This window comes from Halanaerobaculum tunisiense (genome assembly GCF_054657635.1).
Genome location: NZ_BAAHYI010000002.1, coordinates 50,810 through 76,400, shown reverse-complemented (window position 1 = coordinate 76,400; position 25,591 = coordinate 50,810). Strand labels below are relative to the sequence as shown.

Below are 25,591 nucleotides of genomic sequence, written 5' to 3'. Positions count from 1 at the left end.
TTTATAAGTTTAAGCTTGATTTAAGTTAACTCAAGCTGATTAGCTATATAATTTCTTCTATTTCAGTTTCTGTAGGTTGAGCAATCTTAGCTACAACCTCACCATCTTGAATCTTCAGTAAAGTTGGAACTTCAGTTACATCATACCGATTAGAAATCCGAGTATTCTTATAAGTATCTATCTTAACTAACTTAACACCTTCAGCTTCTAAATCAATATTTTCTAACTTACCTGTCATTTCTAAACTTGCCTCATTAGTAGGACTCCAGAAAGCTACTAATACATCTTCTTTAGCCCCTAATACATTTTCTTGCCAATACTCTTCTTCTTCAATATATCCTCCAGCAGCAGCTGCAGTTGTAGCACCATCAGCAGCCGAAGTTACAACTTGCCGTAAGAATTTATCTCTTACATCACCAGCTGCATAAACACCTGCTAGACTTGTTTCTAATTTATCATTAGTCTTAATATATCCCTTATCTGTTAATTCAACTGTTCCTTCTAAAAAGTCTGTTCGTGGAACTCGACCAATGAAGATAAAGATACCATCACAAGAAAAGTCAGTCTTTTCTCCTGTCTTAACATTTTTAAGTACAGCTGTATCTACTAATCCATCTCCTTTAACTTCTTCTAAGGTAGAATTCCAAACAAATTCAATCTTATCATTATCATATGCTCTTTCTTGATAGATCTTATCAGCATCCATAATTCCTTCATCATGAATCACAATCACAGTTACTTTACTAGCAAACTTAGTTAAATACAATGCTTCTTCTATAGCTGAATTACCATTACCAACAACTACAACTTCCAAATCAACAAAGAAGTCGGCATCACAGGTAGCACAATAAGAAACTCCCTTACCTTTAAATTCCTCTTCTCCAGGAACACCTAACCTTCTTGGTTCTGCTCCTGTAGCTACTATTACACTTTTGGCCTGATATTCTGTCCCGTCTTTAGCTTTAACAGTCTTTATAAAGTCATCACCTTTAATTTCTTCCGCTTCAGCTTGCTTAATTTCAGTCCCAAACTTTTTAGCGTGCACTTCAAAATTCTCCATTAATTCAGGAGCACTAGTCTCCGGTACCCCAGGATAATTTTCCATTTCTTCGTAAGTGGAAACTTGCCCACCTAGTTGACTATTTGTTTCTAATAATACTGTATTAAGTTTAGATCGTGAGGAATAAAGTCCTGCTGCTAATCCTGCTGGTCCTCCACCAATAATTAATACATCGTATTCTTTAGACATTACTTATTACCTCCTCAGCAACTATCGCAACCTTATAAATAATAGGCAGTAATATTACTGCCTATTATTTAATCTTACTCTTCTTCAGCACCAAATACAGTCTGCCCATCTATCTCAGTTTTTAATGCCTGCAAAGCCTTTTCTACTATTTCTCTACGAATCTGTTTCTCAGCTTCAGATTTTTTCTCTGGATTTCCTAGTGGATGAGGAATAGCTACTGCAGGAACTATTCTATTTGCTCCTACAGTTTTAGAAATTGGAACAACTGTTGCTACATGTACTACTGGTAAACCAGCTCTTTCTATCTCTTTTACCATCGTTGCACCGCAACGAGTACAAGTACCTCAAGTAGAGGTTAATACTACTGCCTGAACCCCATCATTAATTAAATTTTCAGCAATTTCTTGAGCGTAAGCTTTAGCATTAGCTACTGCAGTTCCATTACCAACTGTAGAATAATAAATTTCGTGTAATTCTCCAATTACTCCTTCGTTCTCTAAATCTTTCATTACATCAACTGGAAGAACCCGGTTAGGGTCTTCATTAGCATACACAGGATCATAACCACCGTGGGCTGTCTCGTAAATTTCTGAAATATTATATTCCCCATATTTAGAAGCACTGGAGGATTCTATTCGATCTGGATTGCCTTCTGGCACAATCCCTCCTGAAGTAACTAAAGCTACTTTAGCATTAGTTAAATCCTCTATTGGACTAACTGGCTCTACCTGATCAAAATCAGGCATTGGATATTCAGTTTTATACTCTTCATCATTAATTTTCTCAATTAACATTTCTACTGCTCTAGCAGAACCTCTTTTCTCTGCAAAAACATTCTTTCGTATCCCACAAGGCATATATCCTTCTTCTTCTGGTCGACCTAACTCACCATCTTGTTCAGCGTAACTTTTAATCAATTTGACCATATCTGGAATAGCTTCTCTCATTCCAGCAGCAGAATCTGATGTTTCAATTATATAAGCATAGTTTCTATACATTTCATAACCTGGATTTTCAGGATACATAGCCGAAATCACTGGAATATCCAATTCATCAAAAGCTAACTCAGCTACGCCACCACAAGCCATACCATAACGTCCAGCATTAAAAGCTGGGCCTGCTAATACTAAATCTGGTTCTACTTCTTCTAATACTTCTTTAATCTTAAGCTTAGCCTCTTCAGTATTCTCATTAAAATAATCATCTCCACATATAATAGTCTTAACAATTTCTCCAGTATCTTTTAGACCAGCACTAATTCCATTCCCTGGTCCTACTGCTCCTTCTTCAATCTGTGGTGGAATATTAGCTTTTTCCTCTCCCCCAATTTGACCAAAAAACTGATTTATATAATGAACTATACGTAAAGACATTACTCTCCCCCCCTTTTTTTTAATTCTAACTAAATTTACTTATAGAAATTGACAATACATCTCTCGATATTTTTTAACTTCCTCTACTATATCATCTACTTCTAAAACCATCTCCATCATACTTATTTGTTCTTCATAAACATCTTCATTTATTTCTTCTTTAACTTCTGGCTCTAAAATATGATACACTCTGAGTCCTAACTGGACCCCTGCTAATGGACCTGCAAAAGTTGGATCGCCATTCGTTACCGTTTCAGCAGCTAAACCAGATGCTTCTGCTTCAGCTCCTCCTAAGATAACTATTACATTTTCTTCTCCATGCTCTTCAGCGATCTCCTTAACTCTCTTTTGATTCTCTAGGTCCATAGCTCCTGCAGCCGTTCACACAAAACATTCTGTTGAACTAAAAACCACTTCAGCACCTGTTGTTTCAATACATTCTTGAATAGCAGGTCCTGGAATACCATCTCGATCTCCAATAATTACTACTTTCTTATCTTCTAACATTAATTCCACCTCCACTTAACTTATTTTTAATATCCTCTAGCAGTTATGTTATATTTTTATAAAAACTGACAATACTTTTCTCGATACTTTTTAACTTCCTCTCTTATGTCATCCACTTCTAAAACCATCTCCATCATACTTATCTGTTCTTCATAAACTTCTTCATCTATTTCTTCTTTAACTTCTGGCTCTAAAATATGATAAACTCTGAGTCCTAACTGGACTCCTGCTAATGGACCTGCAAAAGTTGGATCGCCATTCGTTACCGTTTCAGCAGCTAAACCAGATGCTTCTGCTTCAGCTCCTCCTAAGATAACTATTACATTTTCTTCTCCATGCTCTTCAGCGATCTCCTTAACTCTCTTTTGATTCTCTAGGTCCATAGCTCCTGCAGCCGTTCACACAAAACATTCTGTTGAACTAAAAACCACTTCAGCACCTGTTGTTTCAATACATTCTTGAATAGCAGGTCCTGGAATACCATCTCGATCTCCAATAATTACTACTTTCTTATCCTCTAACATTATTTTTCCCCCTTATGATTTATTTTTAATATCCGCGCGCAGTTAAATGACCAAAGCCAAGTTCATTAGTAGCTCCTGTAATAGCTTGTAACTCAACTGTAATTCTTCCATCTTCATGTAAACTACCATCAAAACCTCCAGCAACTACATCTGCAAATTTCTGGCGCCCAATTGTCTTTTCCATAGCAGACAAAGTAACCGTTTCATTAGCATTACCAGCTGTTACTACTGCATCTGCTTTTGGGTCAGCATCTGCTAATGACTGAGACGAGCCATCTCTTCCTGCATATTCATCAGTTGTTAGAACTGTTTTTATTCCCTTTTCCTCTAATTTAACACAGTTCATAATTAAGTCAGCATCAGGATTACCAAAGCCTTCTTGAGAAATTATTGCTGCATCTAATCCTAATTGTTCTGCTAATTTAGCAGCATAATTTGAAGACTTTTCTTTATCACCTAATGTTACATTCTCATTAGTGATTATAACTCCCATGAAATTATACTTTTCTCCCTGATGTTTGTATAGATCCTCAATGATTGGATTATTTTGATGCACATAAGTAGCATTTTTATCACAAGCAGACACACAATTACCACTTATAATTGCCCCATCCATTATTTCAGTTGGAGAAATTAATGTTGGTAAAATTTCCTTAGCATCTACTCCATATACATAAGTATCATGCAGTAACCCTTGAGTCTGTAACATATAAATATAACCTACTCTAGGTAAATCTGGATATTCAGTAATAGCTTCAGGTATTGGCTTATGCTCAAACTCTTCTATTTCATCAGGTTCTAAGTCCTTAGCTAATTGTCCAATATAATTGGCTACTTTAAATCCCATTATTCTTACAACTTCTTCATGTTCATGCTGTTCTATATCGTCAATTACTTCACAAGTAACCACAATATTATTTAATTTAGAAAATGGAGTATAGTCAGCTCCTGGACCAGACATATCAATAATTCCCTCTTGAAAACCTACTATTTTACCTGTCGTTACTACTCCAACTCCCTTTAAAGCATGAGTTCTTCCTGAACCTACTATATCTTCTTCAGCCATTACCCCAGGAAAGATACCACCTGTTCCTTCAACTTTTACTCTAGGTTCAATTACATCTTTAACTGGAATAATCCTAACACTATCACCTGGTTTAGCTAATTCAATATCTAAAGACTTAATTCTATTATCAATAGTTATTTCTTCAAGTAATTGATCTTTATTAACTGTCAGAACACCATTATTAACTTTTGTTGTTTCTCCAAATTGAACATCATTAATGTGAATCTTTCCTAATTCTAACTTCACTATCTTCCCCCCCCTTTATCTTTTTTTGTTTATCACTAAATTTTTAATCAAAATCTTCATATTAAACTTATCAAAAGCTAAATTTATCACCCCCTTTCCGAAACTATCTTAAATTTCTTTTAGACCACTCTGTAATAAAGTAAAATCTATTGTTTGATAATCAACAAGAATTGACTTAGGATATTCTTTTAAAGTCATAGTATGATTTTTTTTAAACTGCTTTACCTTTATTATTGCAGATTCTATTGTTTTTAATGAATCATAATCTAATTTATTTTCTTGCTTATCATCTGTAACTTCTTGCAAAATTATAGATTTATATGGACTTTGAACTGGTTTTACACTTCCGCTTAGTGGGTGCGTTATTAATTTATATCCTACATGAATCATATCTCTAGCTGATTTCATTACTTCATCCAAAGTATTACAGTATTCAATATTAAATTCTATATTTTCTTGAACTAAGGGATTATTTGTTACTATTGTATATCTCACTAGTCTCCCTCCTTATAAATTATCAAAATATTATAAATTGTAAGAATATTATAGATAAAAAATTAGGACAGAGAGAACTAATTTAATAATTAGTTCTCTCTGTCCTAATAATTTAGTCCAGATCTTGTCCTCTTAAGGTCTTTGTACCTGAGAGTTTAAGGAATAATTAAATTTCCTTTTGCCCCTTCGGTGTCCAAACATTGGATCTCTCCCTTAAGATTCATCCAAGTTTAATTTTTATTTTAAAATGAAAGTTATAACTAAATTTCAAGTTTTTCAATTATATTATAACTTTCATTTTATAAAATGTCAATGAATTCACACTATTATAATCATGATTACCAATCCGTCCGGAGTGCACCATCTTACCTAATGTCCGTCCATCTCAGGGCTGGTGACTCCTTCTATAGCATAGACAAAAACATTAGGATTTAAAATCTATGCCAGAGCTTGAAGTTTTCACAAAACCTATATATTAAGATTCATTCGGATACTAAACTATTTATTTGTCTTAAATCAATTATCCATTAGTATTTGCATCTTGTTGTTTCTGTTCCTTATCGAAAAATTTCTTAGTTTCTTCAAAGATTACTGGACTTAATGCTAATAATGCAATTAAGTTTGGTACAATCATTAACCCATTCATCGCACTTGCAAGATTCCAAACAACTTCTAGGTTCCCAATTGCTCCAATAAATAAAGCAATAACCCAGGCATAACGATACGGCATAATTACTTTAGAACCAAATAAATACTCAAATGATTTTTCCCCATAATAACTCCAAGTTAAAATTGTAGAAAAAGCAAAGAAAATTAATCCAAAGGCTACAATCAGGTCTCCAGGTCCTGGTAATCCCAAATTGAATGCCTTAGATGTTAATTCTGCTCCTGTTTCTCCAGAGGTCCAAGCACCACTCATAACAATAACTAAAGCTGTCATTGTACAAACGACAATTGTATCTAGGAACCCACCTAACATGCCTACAACTCCCTGCTTAACTGGCTCTTCAGTTGTAGTAGCAGCGTGAGCAATAGCAGCACTACCAAGACCAGCTTCATTAGAGAATACACCTCGAGATACACCAAAACGGATTGCTTGAGTTACTGCTGCTCCTGCAAAACCACCTGTGGCAGCATGACCACTAAAAGCACTATTAAATATCAATGAAAATGCTGAACCTATCTGTTCAATATTAACTAGGATAATAACTATACTACCCAGGACATAAATAGAAGCCATTAGAGGAACTAACCTTTCTGTGACTTCAGCAATTCTTTCAATTCCTCCAATAATCACTACATAAGTCAAAACTGCTAAAATAACTCCAGTTCCCCAATAAGGAAGACCAATAGCCTGTTCAGCAGCTCTAGCAACTGAATTGGACTGTACTGTATTTCCAATACCAAAGGAAGCAACTCCAGCAAATAAAGCAAAAGCTCCACCTAGCCAATTCCATTTCTCTCCCATCCCGTTTTTAATATAATACATTGGCCCACCAGCAAATTCTCCAGTATCTTCACTTTTAGCTCTATATTTTACTGCTAAAACAGCTTCTCCGTATTTAATAGCCATTCCAAATAAAGCTGTAATCCACATCCAAAAAACTGCTCCAGGACCTCCTAAAAAAATAGCTGTACCTACACCAGCAATATTACCAGTTCCTACTGTAGCTGCTAGTGAAGTCATCAATGCCTGAAATGGAGTAATATCCCCTTCACCTTTCTGTTTTTCTTTATCTCTTCCTGCCATGAGCATCTGAAAAGCATACTTAAGTTTAGTAATTGTTCTCAATTTTAATCCTAAAGTAAGATAGATTCCAGTACCTACAAGAAATACTAGCATATAAGATCCCCACACAAAACCACTAATTGAACTAACAATTTGCTGAAACAATCCCATTTAATAATCCCCCCTTATTAATTTTTAATTATCTCAAATTTTAATATTTTTTAAAATATTCAGATCTTTTACCTGTATAATTTGTAAAATTATAAAATATAAAATGCTATTTTGCAATTAAAAAGGCGGAATAAACCAACTCCGCCTTTTTCTTATAACCTAACTTACTCTTCACTTACTCTTCTAAAAGTTCTTTAGCATCATAACAATCTAAATCATAAACTTCAGCTACTCCTTTATAAGTCACTTTACCTTCATAGACATTTAATCCTTTTAATAATGCTGGATCATCTAATAGTGCATCTTTATATCCTTTATTAGCAAGATCAATTGCATAAGGTAAAGTTGCATTAGTTAAAGCATAAGTAGAAGTTCTAGCTACTGCTCCAGGCATATTCGCTACTGAGTAATGAACTACTCCATGCTTAGTAAATACAGGATCATCATGCGTTGTTGGGTAAGTAGTTTCTACACAACCACCTTGGTCAATAGCTACATCTGTAATTACTGCTCCTTCTTTCATATCTTTAATCATGTCTTCAGTAACTAAGCTAGGTGCCTTAGCTCCAGGAATTAAAACAGCACCTACTACTAAATCTGCTTCTGTTACTTCTTCGTAAATATTATACTTATTAGACATTCTAGTTTTTACATCTCCATGAAAAATATCATCTAAATGTCTCATTCGTGCAGGATCAATATCCATAATTGTTACATCTGCTCCTAAACCATGTGCCATTTTAGCAGCATTTACTCCTACAATTCCTCCACCAATAACTACTACTTTAGCTGGACTTACACCAGGAACTCCACCAAGTAATACTCCTCTTCCTCCTTTTGGCTTTTCTAAAAACTTAGCTCCTTCTTGAGTAGCTAATCTACCTGCTACCTCACTCATAGGAGTTAGTAATGGTAAAGAACCATCTTCTAATTCAACTGTTTCATAAGCAATAGAAACAACATTCTTTTCTCTTAAAGCATCAGTCAATTCTTCTTCAGCTGCTAAGTGTAAATAAGTATATAAAATCTGTCCTTCTTTAAATAAATCATATTCTTCTGGTAGTGGTTCTTTAACCTTCATAATCATATCAGAATCTGCAAATAATTTTTCTTTGTCCGCTTCAATTTTAGCTCCTGCTTCTACATAATCCTCATCTAAAATACCAATACCTACTCCTGCCTCTTTTTCAATGATTACCTCATGTCCCTCCCCAGTTAATGCCTCTACTCCTGGTGGAGTAATTCCTACTCTGTTTTCATTATTCTTAATTTCTGCTGGTACTCCAATAATCATTGTTAATTCCCCCTTTTTAATAGTTTTATATTTATATACAATGTAAATACATTTAAATTTAAAATAAATTATCACAATTTCACCTAAAAGCTAAAAAATTTATGATTTTATATTCAATACGCCTCTATTGTAACAAAGGTAATTACTCATGTCAATTATATGTTAACTATATATCATAATAATAAATAATTCTTGACTTATTAAGATTAGACACCTATCATCAACAGTGTAAAGTTATAAAGTTAACATAAATCTTACATATAAAAGAAAAAAAAGGGGGGGGTATATCATAAAATATAATTTAATATTAAACAAGGATTAACGTATTAGCTTTAAATTTCTAATAGCTTAAAAACTACTTTATAATATTAGCCTTCTAGCTTTTTAAGCTAGAAGGCTAATATATCAATATATATCTTTTTACTTATTTTTTAAAGTACTCTACTCCTGCCTTGAATATCTGCTGATCCATATCACCTATTATATTCTTGGCTACATGATTACCAATCCGTTCAGAGTGGGCCATCTTACCTAATACCCGTCCATCAGGACTGGTGATTCCTTCTATAGCATAGACAGAACCATTAGGATTGAAATCTATACCAGAGGTTGGCGTTCCCGCAAAATCTACATATTGCGTTGCTACTTGGCCATTAGCAAGTAACTCCTCTACCAGCTCCTCACTGGCTACAAAACGTCCTTCACCATGAGATAAAGGTATTGTATGAATATCTCCTACATCTACATTAGTTAACCAAGGAGACTTATTGGATACTATTCTTGTATTTGCAGCACAGGAAACATGGCGTCCTATCTGATTATAAGTTAATGTTGGGGCCTCATCTGTTAGCTCTCTGATTTCTCCATAAGGTACTAAGCCTAATTTGATTAAGGCCTGGAACCCATTGCAAATACCAATCATTAACCCATCTCTGTTATTTAATAAATCCCTTACTGCTTCTTTTATCTTAGGATTTCTAAAGACTGTTGCTATAAATTTACCTGCCCCTTCAGGTTCATCTCCTGCACTAAATCCTCCTACTAAAGAAACTATTTGCGATCTTTTTATTGCTGCTGCCAGATCCTCTATTGACTCTTCTATCTGATCTGGTTGTAAGTTTTTAAAGATTAATGTTTCCACATCAGCTCCTGCTTGTTCAAATTGTCGTGCTGTATCATACTCACAGTTTGTCCCAGGAAAGACAGGTATTAAAACCTGTGGTTGGGCTACTTTATTCTGACAGGCAGGTATATCTTCTGTCTTGTATGGTTGAAAATCAAATTTTTCTGTGCCCTCTGTTTTAGTTTTATAGACATCTTCTAGTGGTTCTTCCCAAACTTTAATAGCTTCATCAATAGCTAGTTGGATATCATTTACTTTGATTATTTCTTCAGCAGTTGTACTACCTAATACTTTATAATTGACTGCTCCAAATAATTCTGCCACATCTTCTTCTGCTTTTATTTCTAAGACTAGGGAACCATAATCAGGACTAAATAATTCCTCATCTTCTAATTCATCCTGGAAAGTCAGCCCTATCTTATTTCCAAAAGACATCTTAGTTACTGCTTCGGCTATTCCACCTAAGGTTACTGCTCGAGCAGACAAAACCTTACCTTCTCTAATTAGTTCAGTAACTTTTTCATAAGCTGCTTTTAATTTAGTAAAATCAGGTAAGGCAGCTTCATCTCTTTCTAAAGGCACATAAACTACTTGGCTGCCAGCCTCTTTAAACTCGGGAGAAATTACATTATTAACATCTACTGGATCAACTGCAAAGGAGACTAGTGTAGGAGGCACATCAAGATCATGGAAGGTTCCGGACATACTATCTTTTCCACCTATTGCAGGTAATCCAAATTCTTTTTGCGCTTGATAAGCACCTAGCAAAGCACTAAATGGTTTCCCCCATCTTTTATAATCTTCTCTTAAACTTTCAAAGTACTCTTGGAAAGTAAATCTTATCCGATCATAACTTCCCCCAGTTGCTACTACTTTAGCAACTGATTCAATTACTGCATACAAAGCGCCATGGAAGGGACTCCAGGTTGTTAGTTTAGAATCAAAGCCATAGCTCATGATTGTTCCTGTAGTTGTAGCTCCTTCTAAAGTAGGAATTTTAGCTACCATACTTTGCGTCGGTGTCAATTGATATTTACCACCATAAGGCAGCAATACACTACCGGCACCTATTGTACTATCAAACTTTTCTACTAATCCTTGTTGACTACAAACATTTATATCTGCTAAATTCTCGAACCATTTTTCCTTTAAGTTAATAGCCCCTGCTAATCTTTTCTTAGGCGCCTCTGTAAAGTAGCTTTCTGCTTCAGGTTCTGTAACTACTACCTTTGTTTCTTGCGTAGCCCCACTAGTATCTAAGAAATCTCTACTTAAATTAATTATATCATTACCATTCCAGTTCATAATTAATCGACCATGGTCTTTTACTTTAGCTACTACTGTTGCTTCTAAATTCTCTGTTCGAGATAATTCTTTAAATCTTGCTACATCTGCTTCATCTACTACTACTGCCATTCGTTCTTGGGATTCAGAGATTGCTAATTCTGTCCCATCTAATCCTTCGTATTTCTTTGGGACCGCATTTAAATCAACTTCTAGAGCATCAGCAAGTTCACCAATTGCTACCGCTACTCCACCAGCTCCAAAGTCATTACATTTTTTGATCATCTGACTGGCTTCAGAATTTCTAAATAAACGTTGGATCTTTCTTTCAGTTGGGGGATTACCTTTTTGTACTTCAGCCCCACATTCTTCAATTGATTCTTCAGTATGCTCTTTTGATGAACCTGTGGCACCACCACAACCATCCCGTCCTGTTCTACCACCTACTAGAATAACAATATCACCGGGCTGGGTACTTCCTCTAACTACATCTTCTTTAGGACTAGCTGCTACCACTGCCCCTATTTCCATATGCTTAGCTAGATATCTTTCGTCGTAGATTTCTGCTACTTGTCCGGTGGCTACTCCTATTTGGTTACCATAGGAACTATAGCCCTCCGAAGCTTCTTGGGCTATTTTTCTTTGGGGTAACTTACCAGGAATTGTATCTTCTATATCTACTCTCGGATCTCCACAACCTGAAATCCGCATTGCTTGGTAAACATAGGAACGACCTGCTAATGGATCCCGGATACACCCCCCTAAACAAGTTGCTGCTCCCCCAAAAGGTTCAATTTCTGTCGGATGGTTATGAGTTTCGTTTTTAAACATGACTAACCATTCTTCTTCTGTTCCATCTACATCTACAGGAACAATAATACTAGAAGCATTTACTTCATCGGATACTTCTAAATCATCTAATTTACCTTCTTTTCTTAACTCTTTCATCCCCATTAAGGCAATATCCATCAAGCAGACATCCTTGTTTTCAGTAGGATAAACCTTGGCTCGGGCCTCTAGATATTCTTGATAAGCATCTTCTACAGGTTTAGTATATTTATCTCCTTCTATTTTTACATCCTCTATACTTGTTAAGAAGGTTGTATGCCGACAATGATCCGACCAATAGGTATCCAAGACTTTAATTTCGGTAATTGTCGGATTTCTTCGTTCTTCTTCTCTAAAATATTGTTGAGTATGGAGTAAATCTTCTTTACTCATTGCTAGCCCTAACTCTGATAGTAGATTTTCAATTCCTGGTTCATCTAATTCTATAAATCCTTCTACTATCTCTACTTCCTCGGGCACTTCATACTCTAACTCTAATGTGTCTGGCTTAGCTAAATCTGCTTCTCTGGAATCTACTGGGTTGATATAATAGTCTTTTATTTCTACTATATCTTCTTCTGTTAAGCTACCTTGCAATACAATGATCCTGGCTACTCTCACTATTGGTTTTTGATCATTATTTAGTATCTGGATACATTGCTCTGCTGAATCGGCACGTTGGTCATATTGGCCTGGTAAATACTCCACTCCAAAAGCTAGCTCATTATCTGCTAATTCCAATTCTTCTTCATATAAATTATCTACTGGAGGTTCGGAGAGTATTGTATGAAGCGCTTGTTGATATGCTTCTTCAGAGATCTGGGAAATATCATATCTATTAACTATTCTTAAGTCTTCTAAATCCTCTAGTTGCAGATTCTGTTGTAAGTCTTCTAGTAATTCTTTGGCTTCTACATTATAGCCTTCCTTTTTTTCTACATAAACTCTTCTAATCTGGGACATTTTTAGGCCTCCTTAGTGTCTGAAATGTCTTCTACCGGTAAAGACCATAGCAATTCCATTCTTATTAGCAGCTTCAATAACCTGCTCATCTCTAATCGAACCACCTGGTTGAATGACTGCTTTAATTCCTTTGTCAGCTGCTTCTTCAATTGCATCAGGAAAGGGGAAGAAAGCATCAGAAGCTACAACTCCTCCTTGTTGTCTACCATCAGCTTTCCGACCAGCTATCATCATAGAATCAACTCGACTCATCTGGCCTGCTCCAACGCCCACTACCATTTCATCTTTAGCCATTACAATAGCATTGGATTTTACATGTTTAACAACTTTCCAACTAAATAATAAATCTTTTAACTGCTCTTCTGTTGGCTTAACTTCGGTAACTATCTCTAGTTCATTTTTATCTAATTCTATTATATCTCGCTCTTGAACTAATAAACCACCAGTTACTTTCTTAAGATTATATCCTGGGTTATCTCGATTAATATATAAATCTCCTGTTTCTAACAATCGAACACTATCCCATCTTTCCTTAAGAATTTCAAGTGCTTCATCAGTAAATTTAGGCGCAATCACTACCTCAATAAATTTATCTTCATCTGCTATCTCATCTGCTACATCTGCTGTTACTTCACGATTTAAAGCAACAATACTACCAAAAGCAGATAATGGATCTCCAGCATGAGCTTGTTTATAGGCATCAAGTAAATTATCACTTTGAGCCATACCACAAGGGTTAGCATGCTTAATTACTGCAGCAGCAGGCTGATCTGGAAATTCCTTTACTAATTCTAAAGCTCCATTAGTATCATTGATGTTATTGAAAGATAAATCCTTACCATGTAGCTGCTGAGCAGTTGTAATAGATGGTTCATTAGTTTCCTGCTCCTGATAAAAGGCAGCATCTTGATGTGGATTTTCTCCGTATCTTAAATCTGATTTTTTACTATAAGCATCTAACATAGTTTCAGGAAGTTCATCTTCACTTACTAGTCCACTTAAATACTTCTGGATTAAACTATCATACTTAGCAGTATGCTCAAATGCTTTATGGGCCAACTCCATTTTTTTCTCGGCAGCTAAAGTTCCTTCATTAGCTTCTAACTGCTCTAAAATAGTATCATAATCAGCTGGATCAACAACTACTCCTACATCATTGAAGTTCTTGGCAGCAGAACGGATCATAGTTGGTCCGCCAATATCTATATTCTCCACAGCTTCTTCTAGAGTTACATCTTCCTGAGCAATCGTTTCGGCAAATGGATACAAGTTACAAACAATTAAATCAATCGGCTTAATCCCTTGCTCCTTAATCTCTTCCATATGTTCTTGATTATCTCTAACTGCTAAAATTCCACCATGGACAGCAGGATGTAGAGTCTTCACCCGACCATTCATCATCTCGGGATAATCTGTTACCTCACTGATCTCTACTACATCTAATCCAGCTTCCTTAATCTTTTGAGCTGTACCACCAGTAGAAATAATAGTTACTCCCAACTCACTTAAACCCTGAGCAAATTCAACAATCCCTTCCTTATTAGAAACACTTAATAACGCCTGTCTAATCTGAGCCATTCACTCTCACCCCTTAGTTTTTTAATTGATAATTAATAATGGACAATTTACAATTCTATACTCCTTAATACTAAATTTCTTAATTAAATCCTTTACTCCTTTAAAACATTATAGAGATAAAATATAACTTTTTTAATGAAAATTCAACAGCTGTTTTTAATTTTTAATTCTCAACTCTCAATTCTCAATTATAAATTGTAAATCACTTCTGAATCCTAACTTTCCCGTCTCTAACCTCTAACTTACCCTCGGCATACAATTTAATTGCCCGCGGATAAATTTTATGTTCTTCTTCTAAAATCCGATTAGCTAACGTCTCTTCGGTATCATCTTGTTTAACTGGTACAGCAGCTTGTAAAATTATTGGCCCGGTATCCATTCCCTCATCAGCAAAGTGGACAGTACAACCTGCCACTTTAACTCCATAATCTAAAGCTTGTTGCTGGGCGTGGAGTCCTTTAAAAGCTGGTAATAAAGAAGGATGAATATTCATTATTTGATTCCGATAGTGCCCAATAAAATAAGAAGTTAATAAGCGCATAAACCCAGCCATAGCTACTAACTCTATCTCCTGCTCTTCTAAGATATCAAGCAGTGCCTGTTCAAAATCTTTAGTTGTATCATATTGTTGCGGATTAACATACACAGCATCAATACCATACCTTGCAGCTCTTTCTAGAGCCTTGGCTTCCTCGCGGTCACTGATTACAATCTTAATTTCAGCCGGAACTTCCCCTGCCTCAATCCCATTAATGATAGACTGTAGATTAGTACCTCTTCCTGAGGCTAAAACTCCTACTTTTAACATTACAACACCTCACCTTTAACAGTGTACAGTTTAGAATTTACAGTTTACAATTAAAAGATAAAATCAAACCCAAATAAATCTATTAATAAAAACTTGAATCTAGCAATTATATATCTTTTATGATTTTACTCAACCTCAATCTTAACCTTGAATTTACTTAACCTCAACCTTAACTTTCTATATTATTTATTCTTTGCCTTTAACTCTCAATTATCAACTCTCAATTATTAATTCTCCATTGTCAATTGTACTTTATCGTCTCCTGGTTGTACTTCACCAATCAGATAAGCCTTTTCTCCTATTTGATTAGCCTGCTTAACTACATCATCTGCTTCTTCTTCCGGCACAACTAAGACCATTCCGATCCCCATATTAAAAGTTCGATACATCTCTTCTTCTGCTATATCACCTAAATTTTGCATTAAATCAAATACAGGTTGCGTGGGCCAACTACTTTTATCAATTACTGCCCCAGTATTAGCTGGTAGAATCCGAGGCAGATTCTCAATTAAGCCCCCACCAGTAATATGAGCAATCCCATTAACTTGATACTGGTTTAAAATCTCTAAAACTGGCTCTACATAAATTCTAGTTGGTTTTAATAACTCTTGACCTAAAGTAGTATCTAATTCAGCTAATTGCTGGTCAACATCATAACCTGCTAGTTCAAAAAAGACTTTGCGGGCTAAGGTATAACCATTACTATGAATTCCATTAGAACCTAGACCAATAATTTTATCTCCTGGTTTGATATCGGCTCCTGTAATAATTTCTTCTTTATCAACCATGCCCACCACAAAACCTGCTAGATCATACTCTCCAGAATCATAAAAATCAGGCATTTCTGCTGTTTCCCCACCAATTAAAGCACATCCTGCTTCTTGACAACCAGTTGTAATTCCGGTAACAACTTCAGCTACACTATCTGGTTCTAATTTACCAGTAGCTAAATAATCCAAAAAGAATAAAGGCTTAGCTCCCTGAGCTAAAATATCATTGACCGACATAGCTACTAAATCAATACCTATAGTATCATGTTGGCCCGTCTTAAAAGCTACCTTTAACTTAGTTCCTACTCCATCAGTTCCTGAAACAAATACCGGTTGATCAAAATCACTTAAATCTGGAGCAAATAAAGCCCCAAAGTTTCCTAAGCCAGTTAGTACTTCCGGAGTAAAAGTAGCTTCTACATCCTCTGTTAACTTATCCACTGCTTCTGCTCCAGCATCAATATCCACTCCAGCGTCTTTATAGGTTAGTCCCATCCTAACACCTCTTTTTCTATTTACAATCAGTAATAATTTATTTGATTTTGAATTTAATTGTCAATTCTCAATTGTCAATTGTAAATTTAATCTCATTCCTCCAAACTAAATTTATCTGCTCCTTCTCCCACTGGATAGTCTCCATCAAAACAAGCTGTACAAAAACCATAACCATTAGCAGAAATAGAATCTAATAAACCTTCTTTAGTAACATAATTTAAAGAATCAGCATCAATATGCTCACAGATTTCTTCTACACTATTTTCTGCTGCAATTAATTCCTGGCGGCGAGAAGTATCTAAACCATAATAACAAGGATAAGCTACTGGAGGAGAAGCTATTCCTAGATGGACTTCTTTAGCTCCTGCTTCGCGCATCATCCGAATAATCTGTTGACTAGTAGTACCTCTTACTATTGAATCATCAATTAAAATTATCCGTTTTCCTTCAATAATATCTCGAATTGGATTTAATTTGATTCTTACCTTAAGATCTCTAATCTCTTGGGTAGGTTGAATAAAAGTCCGTCCCACATATTTATTCCTTAAAATTCCTTTTTTATATTCAATTCCTGCTTCTTCGGCAAATCCTAAAGCCGAGGGAATCCCAGAGCTAGGTACTGGCACTACAAGGTCAGCTTCTATATCCGTCTCTTTAGCTAATTGACGTCCTATCTCTTTGCGGGCCAACTGCACATTCTGCTCCCCAATTACACTATCAGGACGAGCAAAGTAAATAAACTCAAAAACACAGAAATTATAAGAAGTCCGTTCTCCATAATATTTACTTTCAATCCCCTCATCACTAATAATTATAAGTTCTCCCGGTTCAACATCTCTAATATGCTCAGCCCCGATAATATCAAAGGCACAAGTCTCGGAAGCAACGATATAACTATCACCTATTTTTCCTATAGCTAGCGGTCTAAAACCATGGGGGTCACGAGCAGCTACTAGTTTATCTTCAGTCATTGCTACCAGACTAAAAGCTCCGGTTACCTTTTGTAAACTATGAGTTAAAGCCTCCACAATATCATCCTTAAAAGACCTAGCTACTAGATGAGCAATCACTTCAGTATCAAGTGTCGAATGAAAGATAGATCCTCTCTCTTCTAGGTTTTCTCTCATTTCTAAACCATTAACTAAATTTCCGTTATGAGCTAAAGCTAATTCTCCTTTGATTGAATTAGTTACTAGAGGTTGCGCATTAGATAATAAACTAGAACCTGTTGTAGAATAGCGAACATGTCCTACTGCCATTTGTCCAGTTAACTCTTCTAATGTTTCTTCATCAAATACATTAGTTACTAAATCCATGCCTCTGTAATTCGTAAATTCACCTCTATCATTAACACAAATACCGGCACTTTCTTGGCCCCGATGTTGGAGAGCATGTAAACCTAAATAAGTTAAATTTGCTACATCGACTTCAGCCTGAGAAGTAGAATAGACTCCAAATACCCCGCATTCTTCTTCCATCTTATCTATTAAATTTCCGCCCTGACAAGAATGATTTCTGGTCATATTTATTTCAACTCCTTCTTTTCAACTATTGACCCAGTCGTAAGCTATGTGTTGTGTGCTGTCTGCTAATTCAAACCATTTAAACTCAAAATCTAAATTTTTAAAATTACTTAGTAAGCCGATTTACAATCTCCTGATAAGCCCCTTCTACTTCACCTAAATCCCGCCGGAACCTATCTTTATCTAATTTCTTTTGGCTTTCACTATCCCACAAACGACAAGTATCTGGTGAGATCTCATCTCCTAGCTGAATATTATCGTCACTATCTACACCAAACTCTAATTTAAAGTCAACTAAATCAATACCTTTATCTGCTAGAAAGTCAACTAGAATATCATTAATCCGAAAAGCTAAATCACTAACCTCTGCTAATTGTTCCGGGGTAGCTAACTCTTCAGCGTAGACATGATACTCATTAATCATAGGGTCTCCTAAATCATCATCTTTATAATAAAACTCTAATACTGGTTGGTCTAACTTAGTACCTTCTTCTAAACCTAATCTTTCTGCTAAACTACCAGCTGCTATATTTCTAACTACTACTTCTACTAAAATAATATCTAACTTTTTAACTACTACATCTGTATCATTTATCTTTTCTATTAAATGAGTAGAGATCCCATTCTCCTCTAATAACTCAAAGAAAATAGTTGAAATTTGAGCATTAAATTTTCCTTTATCAGTAATTTGACCTTTTTTCTGGCCATCAAAAGCAGTAGCATCATCTTTATACTCAACTATTACTTTATCATCATCCTTAGTACTATACACTTTCTTAGCTTTTCCTTCATAAATCATTTCTACTTTTTTCATACTTAGCCCCCTAGCGTAATTAATTGATAATTAACAATTGAGAATTTATAATTGATAATTAAAAAATTTAGATTAAGATTTCTATTTCGGATTAACAACGAATTATCCCGAAGTTTGATTTAATGATCCGACTTTTTCGGATTTCTTCCTAATCCAACTCAATATCTAATCTGTCACTCCAGACTTGGACTACCTTCTCTGTTTTCTTGTCACTAACACCTATATATTCTTCCGGGTTAACTAATAATTTCTTTTGTCTCTCATCAAACTGTTTCCAGTAAGGTTCTAATTCTTCTTTTTCTTGCACTAATTCTCTTAAAGCAACATCTGATTCTTCAGCTTCTAAAGTTAGTTTTCTTACTGCTTCATGAGCATCAGGATGGCCATAAGAAGCTAGTAGAATATAAAGCGGTTCTGCTACCACTAATTCTTTATTTTGAGCAAAATTTTGGGTCATATTTTCTCGATCTACTACTAACTTATTCCCCACTCTAATCAATCGATTAACAGCAGATAATAAACCAACTATAATTTCCGGAATAAATCTACTAGAAGCAGAATTAGTCAAGTCCCGTTGATGTTCAGAAATTTGGTCTTGATAGACAGTCATCATCCGCGGCATAAATTCTTTCCACATACTTTTTACATTTTCATAATTAATCGGATTCCGTTTATGAGGCATAGTAGAAGAACCAACCTGGTCTGCAGCAAAATGCTCTCCTACTTCCCCAAGCTCTGAACGTTGTAAATGGCGCATATCATCACTAAAATTAGCTATAACTCCAAAACAAGAAGTTAAATTATGAATAAAATCAGTTATATATTCCGGTTCTACAATCTGAGTAGAATGAGTACTAGCCTCTAGACCTAACTCTGCTAAAACATCTGCTTCAAAATCTTCTGGTTCGGCAAAGAAAAGATGACTAGCATTATAGGCCCCTACAGCTCCTGCTATCTTTCCTTTTAACTGCTTACTGCTTTCTTCAATTGCTTGGATCCGATTACCTAATCTACTGACATACTCTGCTACAGTAAAACCAAAAGTAACTGGTACTGCATGCTGGCCATGAGTTCTACCTACTTGGACTGTTTCCTTTTCTCTGAGGGCAATCTCCATTAATAGTTTTTCTAACTTTTTTAAGGTAGGTAAGATTAATTCCGCAGTAGTTTCTTTATACCGAACAGAATTAGCTGTATCAACAATATCAAAAGAAGTAGTAGTGAAGTGAATATAAGGCTTAGCTTGATCACTAACTTTACTTTGCAAACAGTTAACTAAAGCCCGGATGTTATGTTTAGTCTTTTTCTCTTCTGCATATACCTCAGCTGGCGTTATCTCTTGAGCTGCTTCTTCTACTTCTTTAGCTACTTGTGGGGCACATATTCCTCGGTTAGCCAAAGCTTTAACTAAAGCTACCTCTACAGTAGCTTGATACTTAACTTTTGCCTCTTCCGATAGATAAGTTGAATACTCTCCAAATTCATCTCGTAAGGAGTATCTATGGTCTAAAGGACTAATATTTTTAAAAACATTCCGCTTAGTCATTTTATTCCTCCCTTTCTTGATTAAAAAATTATAACATTGTTTCATATTTATTATCTTCTATTAACTATTAATTACTCATTAATGACTAACCAAAACTAAAAAAACCTAGATAAACTCCCTAATAACTACAAGGAAAGCCTATCTAGGTCTACTACCCCCTATTAGCCTTCCTTCATAGTCAACAGTTTATGGCTGTTGGTAGAAACGTGTAGCCCTATCCTACACATATATGAAGCAAGTTAATATTCGGTTAATAGCGATTGTTATTTTTATAATAACAGTTTATAAGCTTTTTATCAAGTTTAAAACGAAGATTATTATAAAATTTTATCTAAATTTTCGTTCTTTAAGACTGCTGGTCTAAATACTCTTGATAACCTAAGTCTTCTACTTCCTGAGCTGTCTCTTCTACACTACGGGCCAACTCTGCTTTATAATTATTATACTCTGCTCTTAATTCTTGGTCTGCAATTCCTAACATTTCAATAGCTAATAAACCTGCATTTTTAGCTCCATTAATCCCTACTGTAGCTACTGGAACCCCTCCTGGCATCTGGACAATAGAATAGAGAGAATCCACTCCGCTCAACTTAGAAGTCTTAATTGGCACTCCAATCACTGGTAGTGAAGTATGAGATGCTGTCATTCCTGGTAAATGAGCTGCTCCCCCTGCTCCAGCAATTATTACATCAATCCCTTTCTCTTCTGCTGTTGTTGCATACTCCTCTACTCGCTTAGGTGTTCGATGAGCAGATACAATAGTTAGTTCATAAGGTATATCAAACTCCTCTAATACTTTTGCCGCTTCTTGCATCACTGGTAAATCAGAGTCACTTCCCATAATAATTCCTACTTTAGGTTTCATAAATTAATCCCTCCCGGTGTTATAGTGTACAGTTTACAATTTACAGTTTACAGTTGAAAATAAAGTGGCACATACCACAGCTATCAGCTATCTGCAAATGGTTTTTATTACGAAAGGTCTATATTCTAGACCTGTAGGATGTGTCGTGAGCAGATCTTCACGGAGAGTCCAAAGGACTCGTAGGAAGTCAAATTCTTCAATTCAAAACCATAAACCCAGTTCAACCCCTTAAAATATAGTAATTTTAAAGATTTAGATTTTGAATTGGCTGATCCTACAAGTTTCCCAGAAACTTTTCGTGATGAAAAGCATCCGCACACGACACACAGCTCACGACTATTTAGCTTTCTTGCCCTTTTATTGCAATTAACTCACTAGCCTCTCTAGCAATTTCGCTTGCTTTCTCTACTGTATCTGCTGTAACTGTTAAATGCCCCATTTTTCTATTTGATCTTGCTATCTGTTTTCCATAATTATGGACTTTAATCTGCGGCAATTGTAGTGTTTGCTCTAACCCAACTACTTTAGCCTCCCCTTCCTGTCCTGTCCCCAGGATATTTCTCATTACAGAAGGAGTTACTAATTCTGTACTTCCTAGAGGCAAACCTGTAATCGCCCTAATATGATTCTCAAACTGAGAAGTAATACATCCTTCAATAGAATAATGGCCTGAATTATGTGGTCGGGGAGCAATTTCATTAATCAATACCTGATTATCTTTAGTTACAAACATCTCTATACAAAAGATCCCTACCCCAGAAAATAATTCTATCACTTCTGTTCCTAACTTAAGTGCTTCCTCTTTAACTGCAGAGCTAATATCAGCGGGCACCTTAGCCTCAATTAAAATACTATTTTCGTGTTCATTCTCTCCAATTGGATAAGTAACTACTTCTCCGTTTGTACTTCGGCAGGCTAAGACTGATATTTCTTTACTAAACGGGACAAATTCCTCTACCATTAATAAATTAGTTTCTGCTCCTAAAGCTTGATACCCTGCTTCAATTTGTTGCTCACTTTGAATTAAAAAATTACCTTTACCATCATAACCTCCGGTACAACTTTTTAACATTACAGGATAGCCAAATTTAGCTCCAGCTTGTTTAATATCTGCTATACTAGTTACTTTCATATCAGCTGCTACTGGTAAATTCTGTTCCTTTAACAATTCCTTTTGCTGGTATTTATTTTGAATATCCGTTAAAGCTTGTGGTGGGGGATAAATATTATATCCTTCTCTTTCTAACCCCTGTAAAACTTCTACTCCAATATGTTCAAATTCATAAGTGAGAACATCAGACTTAGTAGCTAACTCTCTAATTGCTTGCTCATCAGCAAAGTCAGCTACAAGATGTTCGTCAGCAATACTATGAGCAGGACACTGAGAGGTAGGATCTAGAATTATAATCTCAAAATCCATTTCTTTAGCTGCTAAAATCATCATCTTACCTAATTGACCGCCACCGATAATCCCAATCCGCTGTTTAGTTTGATCCTGAGACATATGAGTACCTCCTAGTTCATAAATTTAGAATTGATAATTGAGAATTGATAGTTCAAAAATCAAACCCTTATAACTTCTAATATATAAGCAATTTATAGATTTTAATGTTAAGTTTCACTCTCAATTCTCCACTCTCAATTATCAATTAACTACTTCAATGCTTTCTCTCCGATATCAGTCCGATAATGAGCCTTTGCAAACTCTATCTTCTCTATTCCCTCATAGGCTTGACTAATCGTCTCTTGGTAACTATCTCCTAGAGCAGTAACTCCTAGTACTCTTCCTCCAGCAGTTACTAGCTGACCATCTTGATAATCGGTTCCGGCTTGGAAGACAACAGTATCTTGAGCAGCTACTTCTTCAATCCCTGTAATCTGTTTACCAGTCTCATAATCTAGTGGGTAACCACCTGAAGCCATAATCACACAAACAGCTGTCTTCGTTGACCACTTAATATCAATTTCAGCTAATCTGTCTTCAGTAATTGCCTCGGCTATTTCTACTAGATCAGTCTCTAATAAAGGTAATACTACTTGGGCTTCTGGATCACCAAAGCGGACATTATATTCTAATACTTGCGGTTCACCATCTTCAATCATCAATCCCGCATATAAAACTCCTTTGTATTCAATTCCCTCTTCCTGTAAAGCTTCTACAGTGGGCTCTAAAATTTCTTCTCTAACCTGCTCCAATAATTCATCTGTAATTACTGGTGCAGGAGCATAAGCACCCATCCCACCAGTATTAGGTCCTTCGTCTCCATCATAGGCTTGCTTATGATCTTGAGAGGGCACCATAGGACTAATAGTTTCCCCATCAGTAAAGGCTAAGACAGTTGCTTCTTCTCCAGCTAAAAATTCTTCTACAACTATTCTACTACCTGCCTCGCCAAACTTTTCAGCCACCATTATTGTTTCTACAGCCTCTATTGCCTCTGCTTTACTTTCAGCTACAAAAACTCCTTTTCCAGCTGCTAAACCTTCTGCTTTAACTACAATTGGAGTTTCTTGTTGTTTAATATAAGCAATTGCTTTTGTTGGATCAGTAAAACTTTCGTATTTAGCTGTAGGAATATCATACTTGTTCATTAATTTCTTAGAAAATACTTTACTTCCTTCTAACTGCGCTGCTTCTTTAGTTGGCCCGAATATCTGTAGTCCAGCAGCTCTAAATTGATCAACAATCCCTGCTACTAAAGGAGCTTCAGGACCTACAAAAGTTAGATCAACTTCATTATCCTGAGCAAATTCAATTAGTTTATCAATATCTGTACCTGCAATTTCAATATTAGTTGCTAATTCAGCTGTTCCAGCATTCCCTGGCGCAACAAAAATCTCCTCTACTTGCGGACTCTGTTGTAACTTCCAGACTAAAGTATGTTCTCTTCCTCCACTACCAATTACTAATACTTTCATCTAATCCCTCCGATTTTATAGTTATGTGGCACTTTCGTGCCACAGCTATCTGTCGTCTGCTGTGTGTCGTGAGCTAATTCAAAACCTTAAAAGAATATTAAAATTCTTTTATTTTTTATAAGAGAACAATCAGTGACCTATAGTTAAAATCAGCAAGTAATATATGAACTAAGACTGCCTAAATATTATAGCAATTTTTTTATTAGCAGAAAACATTGATTGTTCTCCCTAGAAATCTTTTGGTAACTTTTATTGCTTACTTTATTTATTATTTGCAATTTAGCAAACTTTAAACCAAATAAAAAAGCCCAGACAGATAGACTCTACTAGACTAAGAGTAGAACCTATCCGCCTGGGCTTTTATCCCTTCGGTGTAATAAATATCTGTACCGCTTGGACCAACGTTAACCGGAACCCTAGGTACACTTCCCTCATAGTCAGGTAGTTTACGGCCACCTGGTAGAAACTTGTGAGCCAGATTCTCACGGTTATATGAGGTTAACCAAGTTACAATATTAAGTTCTGACAGGATAAGCTTAACAGAAAAACATAAGTTAGTCAATATAAAACTATATACTATTAGTTTCTTTAACTACGACTATCAACTCTAATCACCTAAATTTTTCACCTTATTTACAATCAAATTACCTTTAATTTTAATTGCTTCCCTAGCTTCTTCTTGGACGGCAACCTTTAAATCTATAACCGCCTCTTCTAACTCTTGTATCTTCTTCTCTTTTTTGGTCCCTTTAACTTGTCCTTTTAAATCTGCTATAAATTCCTTTAATTTATCACTAGTAGCTAACCTTTGCTCCTGCTCAATCCCTAACCAACTGCCATAAATCACTTTTCTCGCATAAGCTATAATCTTCTTTTTTACCTCCTTTTTAGTATCATATTCACTATATAGTTCAGCTAACTGCAAGGCAAATTGATTAGTTTGCCACAGAGAAGACAATAATTTCTTCTCCTGAGCTGCTTCAGTTAAACCAATTAAATTCTGCTCCGATTCATTTAACTTTTCCTTAGCAACAGAACTCTCTCCCTCATATCTATTCCACTTTTTATGGATCCGTTTAATAGTCTGTTGTATATTATCCCAGTTCTTTTGCTTTTCCTCTTGTTCTTTATCTTCTTTCTTCCCCTCTTCTTTTTCTTCTTGCTGACTATTCTGATTAGTTGCCTCTTGCTGTTGTTTCTTGGCCTCCTGCCTCTTTTTTTGCTGTAAGTAAAAGTCCTCTAAATCTTCAATCATATTCTCAACAGTAACTTCTACATTAGTAAAACTAACTGGTACCTTCGACTTTTCAGATTGAGACTCAGATTTTTGCTGACCACACCCAACCATTGCTAGCAGAATAAGCATTATAAATCCGATAAGTATTTTTTTCTTTAACTGCACATTAGTCACTCCTAATTCA

19 protein-coding genes and 3 riboswitches are annotated in these 25,591 nt (G+C 35.6%); all 19 genes read right to left on the bottom strand.

The genetic code is table 11. The features are described from left to right. Positions 1 to 43: 43 nt before the first annotated feature. A complete protein-coding gene (gene trxB / locus ACYQ3D_RS01965) occupies positions 44 to 1,249 on the bottom strand; it encodes a thioredoxin-disulfide reductase (protein ID WP_459835628.1) in 1,206 nt (401 codons plus the stop codon). Positions 1,250 to 1,323: 74 nt separating this feature from the next. After that, positions 1,324 to 2,622 (bottom strand): glycine reductase complex selenoprotein B, encoded by a 1,299-nt coding sequence (gene grdB, locus ACYQ3D_RS01960; protein ID WP_459835626.1) that lies wholly within the window; start codon positions 2,620 to 2,622, stop codon positions 1,324 to 1,326. 39 nt (positions 2,623 to 2,661) lie between these two features. After that, the gene (grdA, locus tag ACYQ3D_RS01955; RefSeq protein WP_459835624.1) at positions 2,662 to 3,129 is read right to left on the bottom strand and encodes a glycine/sarcosine/betaine reductase complex selenoprotein A; all 468 of its coding nucleotides are present in this window, start codon (positions 3,127 to 3,129) and stop codon (positions 2,662 to 2,664) included. Between the two features lie 56 nt (positions 3,130 to 3,185). Further along, complete coding sequence (gene grdA / locus ACYQ3D_RS01950) at positions 3,186 to 3,653, bottom strand: glycine/sarcosine/betaine reductase complex selenoprotein A (RefSeq protein WP_459835622.1); 468 nt, start codon at positions 3,651 to 3,653, stop codon at positions 3,186 to 3,188. Between the two features lie 25 nt (positions 3,654 to 3,678). Next, the gene (locus ACYQ3D_RS01945; RefSeq protein WP_459835620.1) at positions 3,679 to 4,965 is read right to left on the bottom strand and encodes a glycine/sarcosine/betaine reductase component B subunit; all 1,287 of its coding nucleotides are present in this window, start codon (positions 4,963 to 4,965) and stop codon (positions 3,679 to 3,681) included. A gap of 108 nt (positions 4,966 to 5,073) precedes the next feature. Next, complete coding sequence (locus ACYQ3D_RS01940) at positions 5,074 to 5,460, bottom strand: GrdX family protein (protein WP_459835618.1); 387 nt, start codon at positions 5,458 to 5,460, stop codon at positions 5,074 to 5,076. Positions 5,461 to 5,585: 125 nt separating this feature from the next. Continuing rightward, a riboswitch (glycine riboswitch) is annotated at positions 5,586 to 5,684 on the bottom strand. Between the two features lie 296 nt (positions 5,685 to 5,980). Continuing rightward, positions 5,981 to 7,360: an alanine/glycine:cation symporter family protein gene (locus ACYQ3D_RS01935; RefSeq protein WP_459835616.1), complete on the bottom strand. Its 1,380-nt coding sequence runs from the start codon at positions 7,358 to 7,360 to the stop codon at positions 5,981 to 5,983. A 175-nt stretch (positions 7,361 to 7,535) separates the two neighbouring features. Beyond that, the gene (ald, locus tag ACYQ3D_RS01930; RefSeq protein WP_459835613.1) at positions 7,536 to 8,654 is read right to left on the bottom strand and encodes an alanine dehydrogenase; all 1,119 of its coding nucleotides are present in this window, start codon (positions 8,652 to 8,654) and stop codon (positions 7,536 to 7,538) included. 424 nt (positions 8,655 to 9,078) lie between these two features. Continuing rightward, positions 9,079 to 12,852, bottom strand: coding sequence for a phosphoribosylformylglycinamidine synthase (locus ACYQ3D_RS01925; protein ID WP_459835611.1), 3,774 nt, complete (start codon positions 12,850 to 12,852; stop codon positions 9,079 to 9,081). Between the two features lie 12 nt (positions 12,853 to 12,864). Further along, positions 12,865 to 14,430 (bottom strand): bifunctional phosphoribosylaminoimidazolecarboxamide formyltransferase/IMP cyclohydrolase, encoded by a 1,566-nt coding sequence (gene purH, locus ACYQ3D_RS01920; protein ID WP_459835609.1) that lies wholly within the window; start codon positions 14,428 to 14,430, stop codon positions 12,865 to 12,867. A gap of 202 nt (positions 14,431 to 14,632) precedes the next feature. Beyond that, positions 14,633 to 15,238: a phosphoribosylglycinamide formyltransferase gene (purN, locus tag ACYQ3D_RS01915; protein WP_459835606.1), complete on the bottom strand. Its 606-nt coding sequence runs from the start codon at positions 15,236 to 15,238 to the stop codon at positions 14,633 to 14,635. A gap of 227 nt (positions 15,239 to 15,465) precedes the next feature. After that, positions 15,466 to 16,503, bottom strand: a complete 1,038-nt coding sequence (gene purM / locus ACYQ3D_RS01910) for a phosphoribosylformylglycinamidine cyclo-ligase (RefSeq protein WP_459835604.1) — start codon at positions 16,501 to 16,503, stop codon at positions 15,466 to 15,468. A gap of 92 nt (positions 16,504 to 16,595) precedes the next feature. Further along, positions 16,596 to 18,026, bottom strand: a complete 1,431-nt coding sequence (gene purF / locus ACYQ3D_RS01905; protein WP_459835601.1) for an amidophosphoribosyltransferase — start codon at positions 18,024 to 18,026, stop codon at positions 16,596 to 16,598. A 106-nt stretch (positions 18,027 to 18,132) separates the two neighbouring features. Beyond that, positions 18,133 to 18,840, bottom strand: a complete 708-nt coding sequence (purC, locus tag ACYQ3D_RS01900; protein ID WP_459835598.1) for a phosphoribosylaminoimidazolesuccinocarboxamide synthase — start codon at positions 18,838 to 18,840, stop codon at positions 18,133 to 18,135. A gap of 148 nt (positions 18,841 to 18,988) precedes the next feature. Continuing rightward, on the bottom strand, positions 18,989 to 20,386 hold the full coding sequence (locus ACYQ3D_RS01895) for a lyase family protein (protein WP_459835596.1): 1,398 nt from the start codon (positions 20,384 to 20,386) through the stop codon (positions 18,989 to 18,991). Between the two features lie 155 nt (positions 20,387 to 20,541). Continuing rightward, a riboswitch (purine riboswitch) is annotated at positions 20,542 to 20,639 on the bottom strand. 93 nt (positions 20,640 to 20,732) lie between these two features. Continuing rightward, positions 20,733 to 21,251 carry a 5-(carboxyamino)imidazole ribonucleotide mutase gene (gene purE, locus ACYQ3D_RS01890; RefSeq protein WP_459835593.1) on the bottom strand — a complete coding sequence of 173 codons (519 nt, stop codon included), beginning with the start codon at positions 21,249 to 21,251 and terminating at the stop codon, positions 20,733 to 20,735. A gap of 340 nt (positions 21,252 to 21,591) precedes the next feature. Further along, positions 21,592 to 22,755, bottom strand: a complete 1,164-nt coding sequence (locus ACYQ3D_RS01885; RefSeq protein ID WP_459835591.1) for a 5-(carboxyamino)imidazole ribonucleotide synthase — start codon at positions 22,753 to 22,755, stop codon at positions 21,592 to 21,594. Positions 22,756 to 22,904: 149 nt separating this feature from the next. Continuing rightward, entirely contained in the window at positions 22,905 to 24,170 is a 1,266-nt protein-coding gene (gene purD, locus ACYQ3D_RS01880) for a phosphoribosylamine--glycine ligase (protein ID WP_459835589.1), read from the bottom strand. A 414-nt stretch (positions 24,171 to 24,584) separates the two neighbouring features. After that, positions 24,585 to 24,686: riboswitch (purine riboswitch) on the bottom strand. A 91-nt stretch (positions 24,687 to 24,777) separates the two neighbouring features. Next, complete coding sequence (locus ACYQ3D_RS01875) at positions 24,778 to 25,572, bottom strand: hypothetical protein (protein WP_459835587.1); 795 nt, start codon at positions 25,570 to 25,572, stop codon at positions 24,778 to 24,780. Positions 25,573 to 25,591 lie beyond the last annotated feature (19 nt).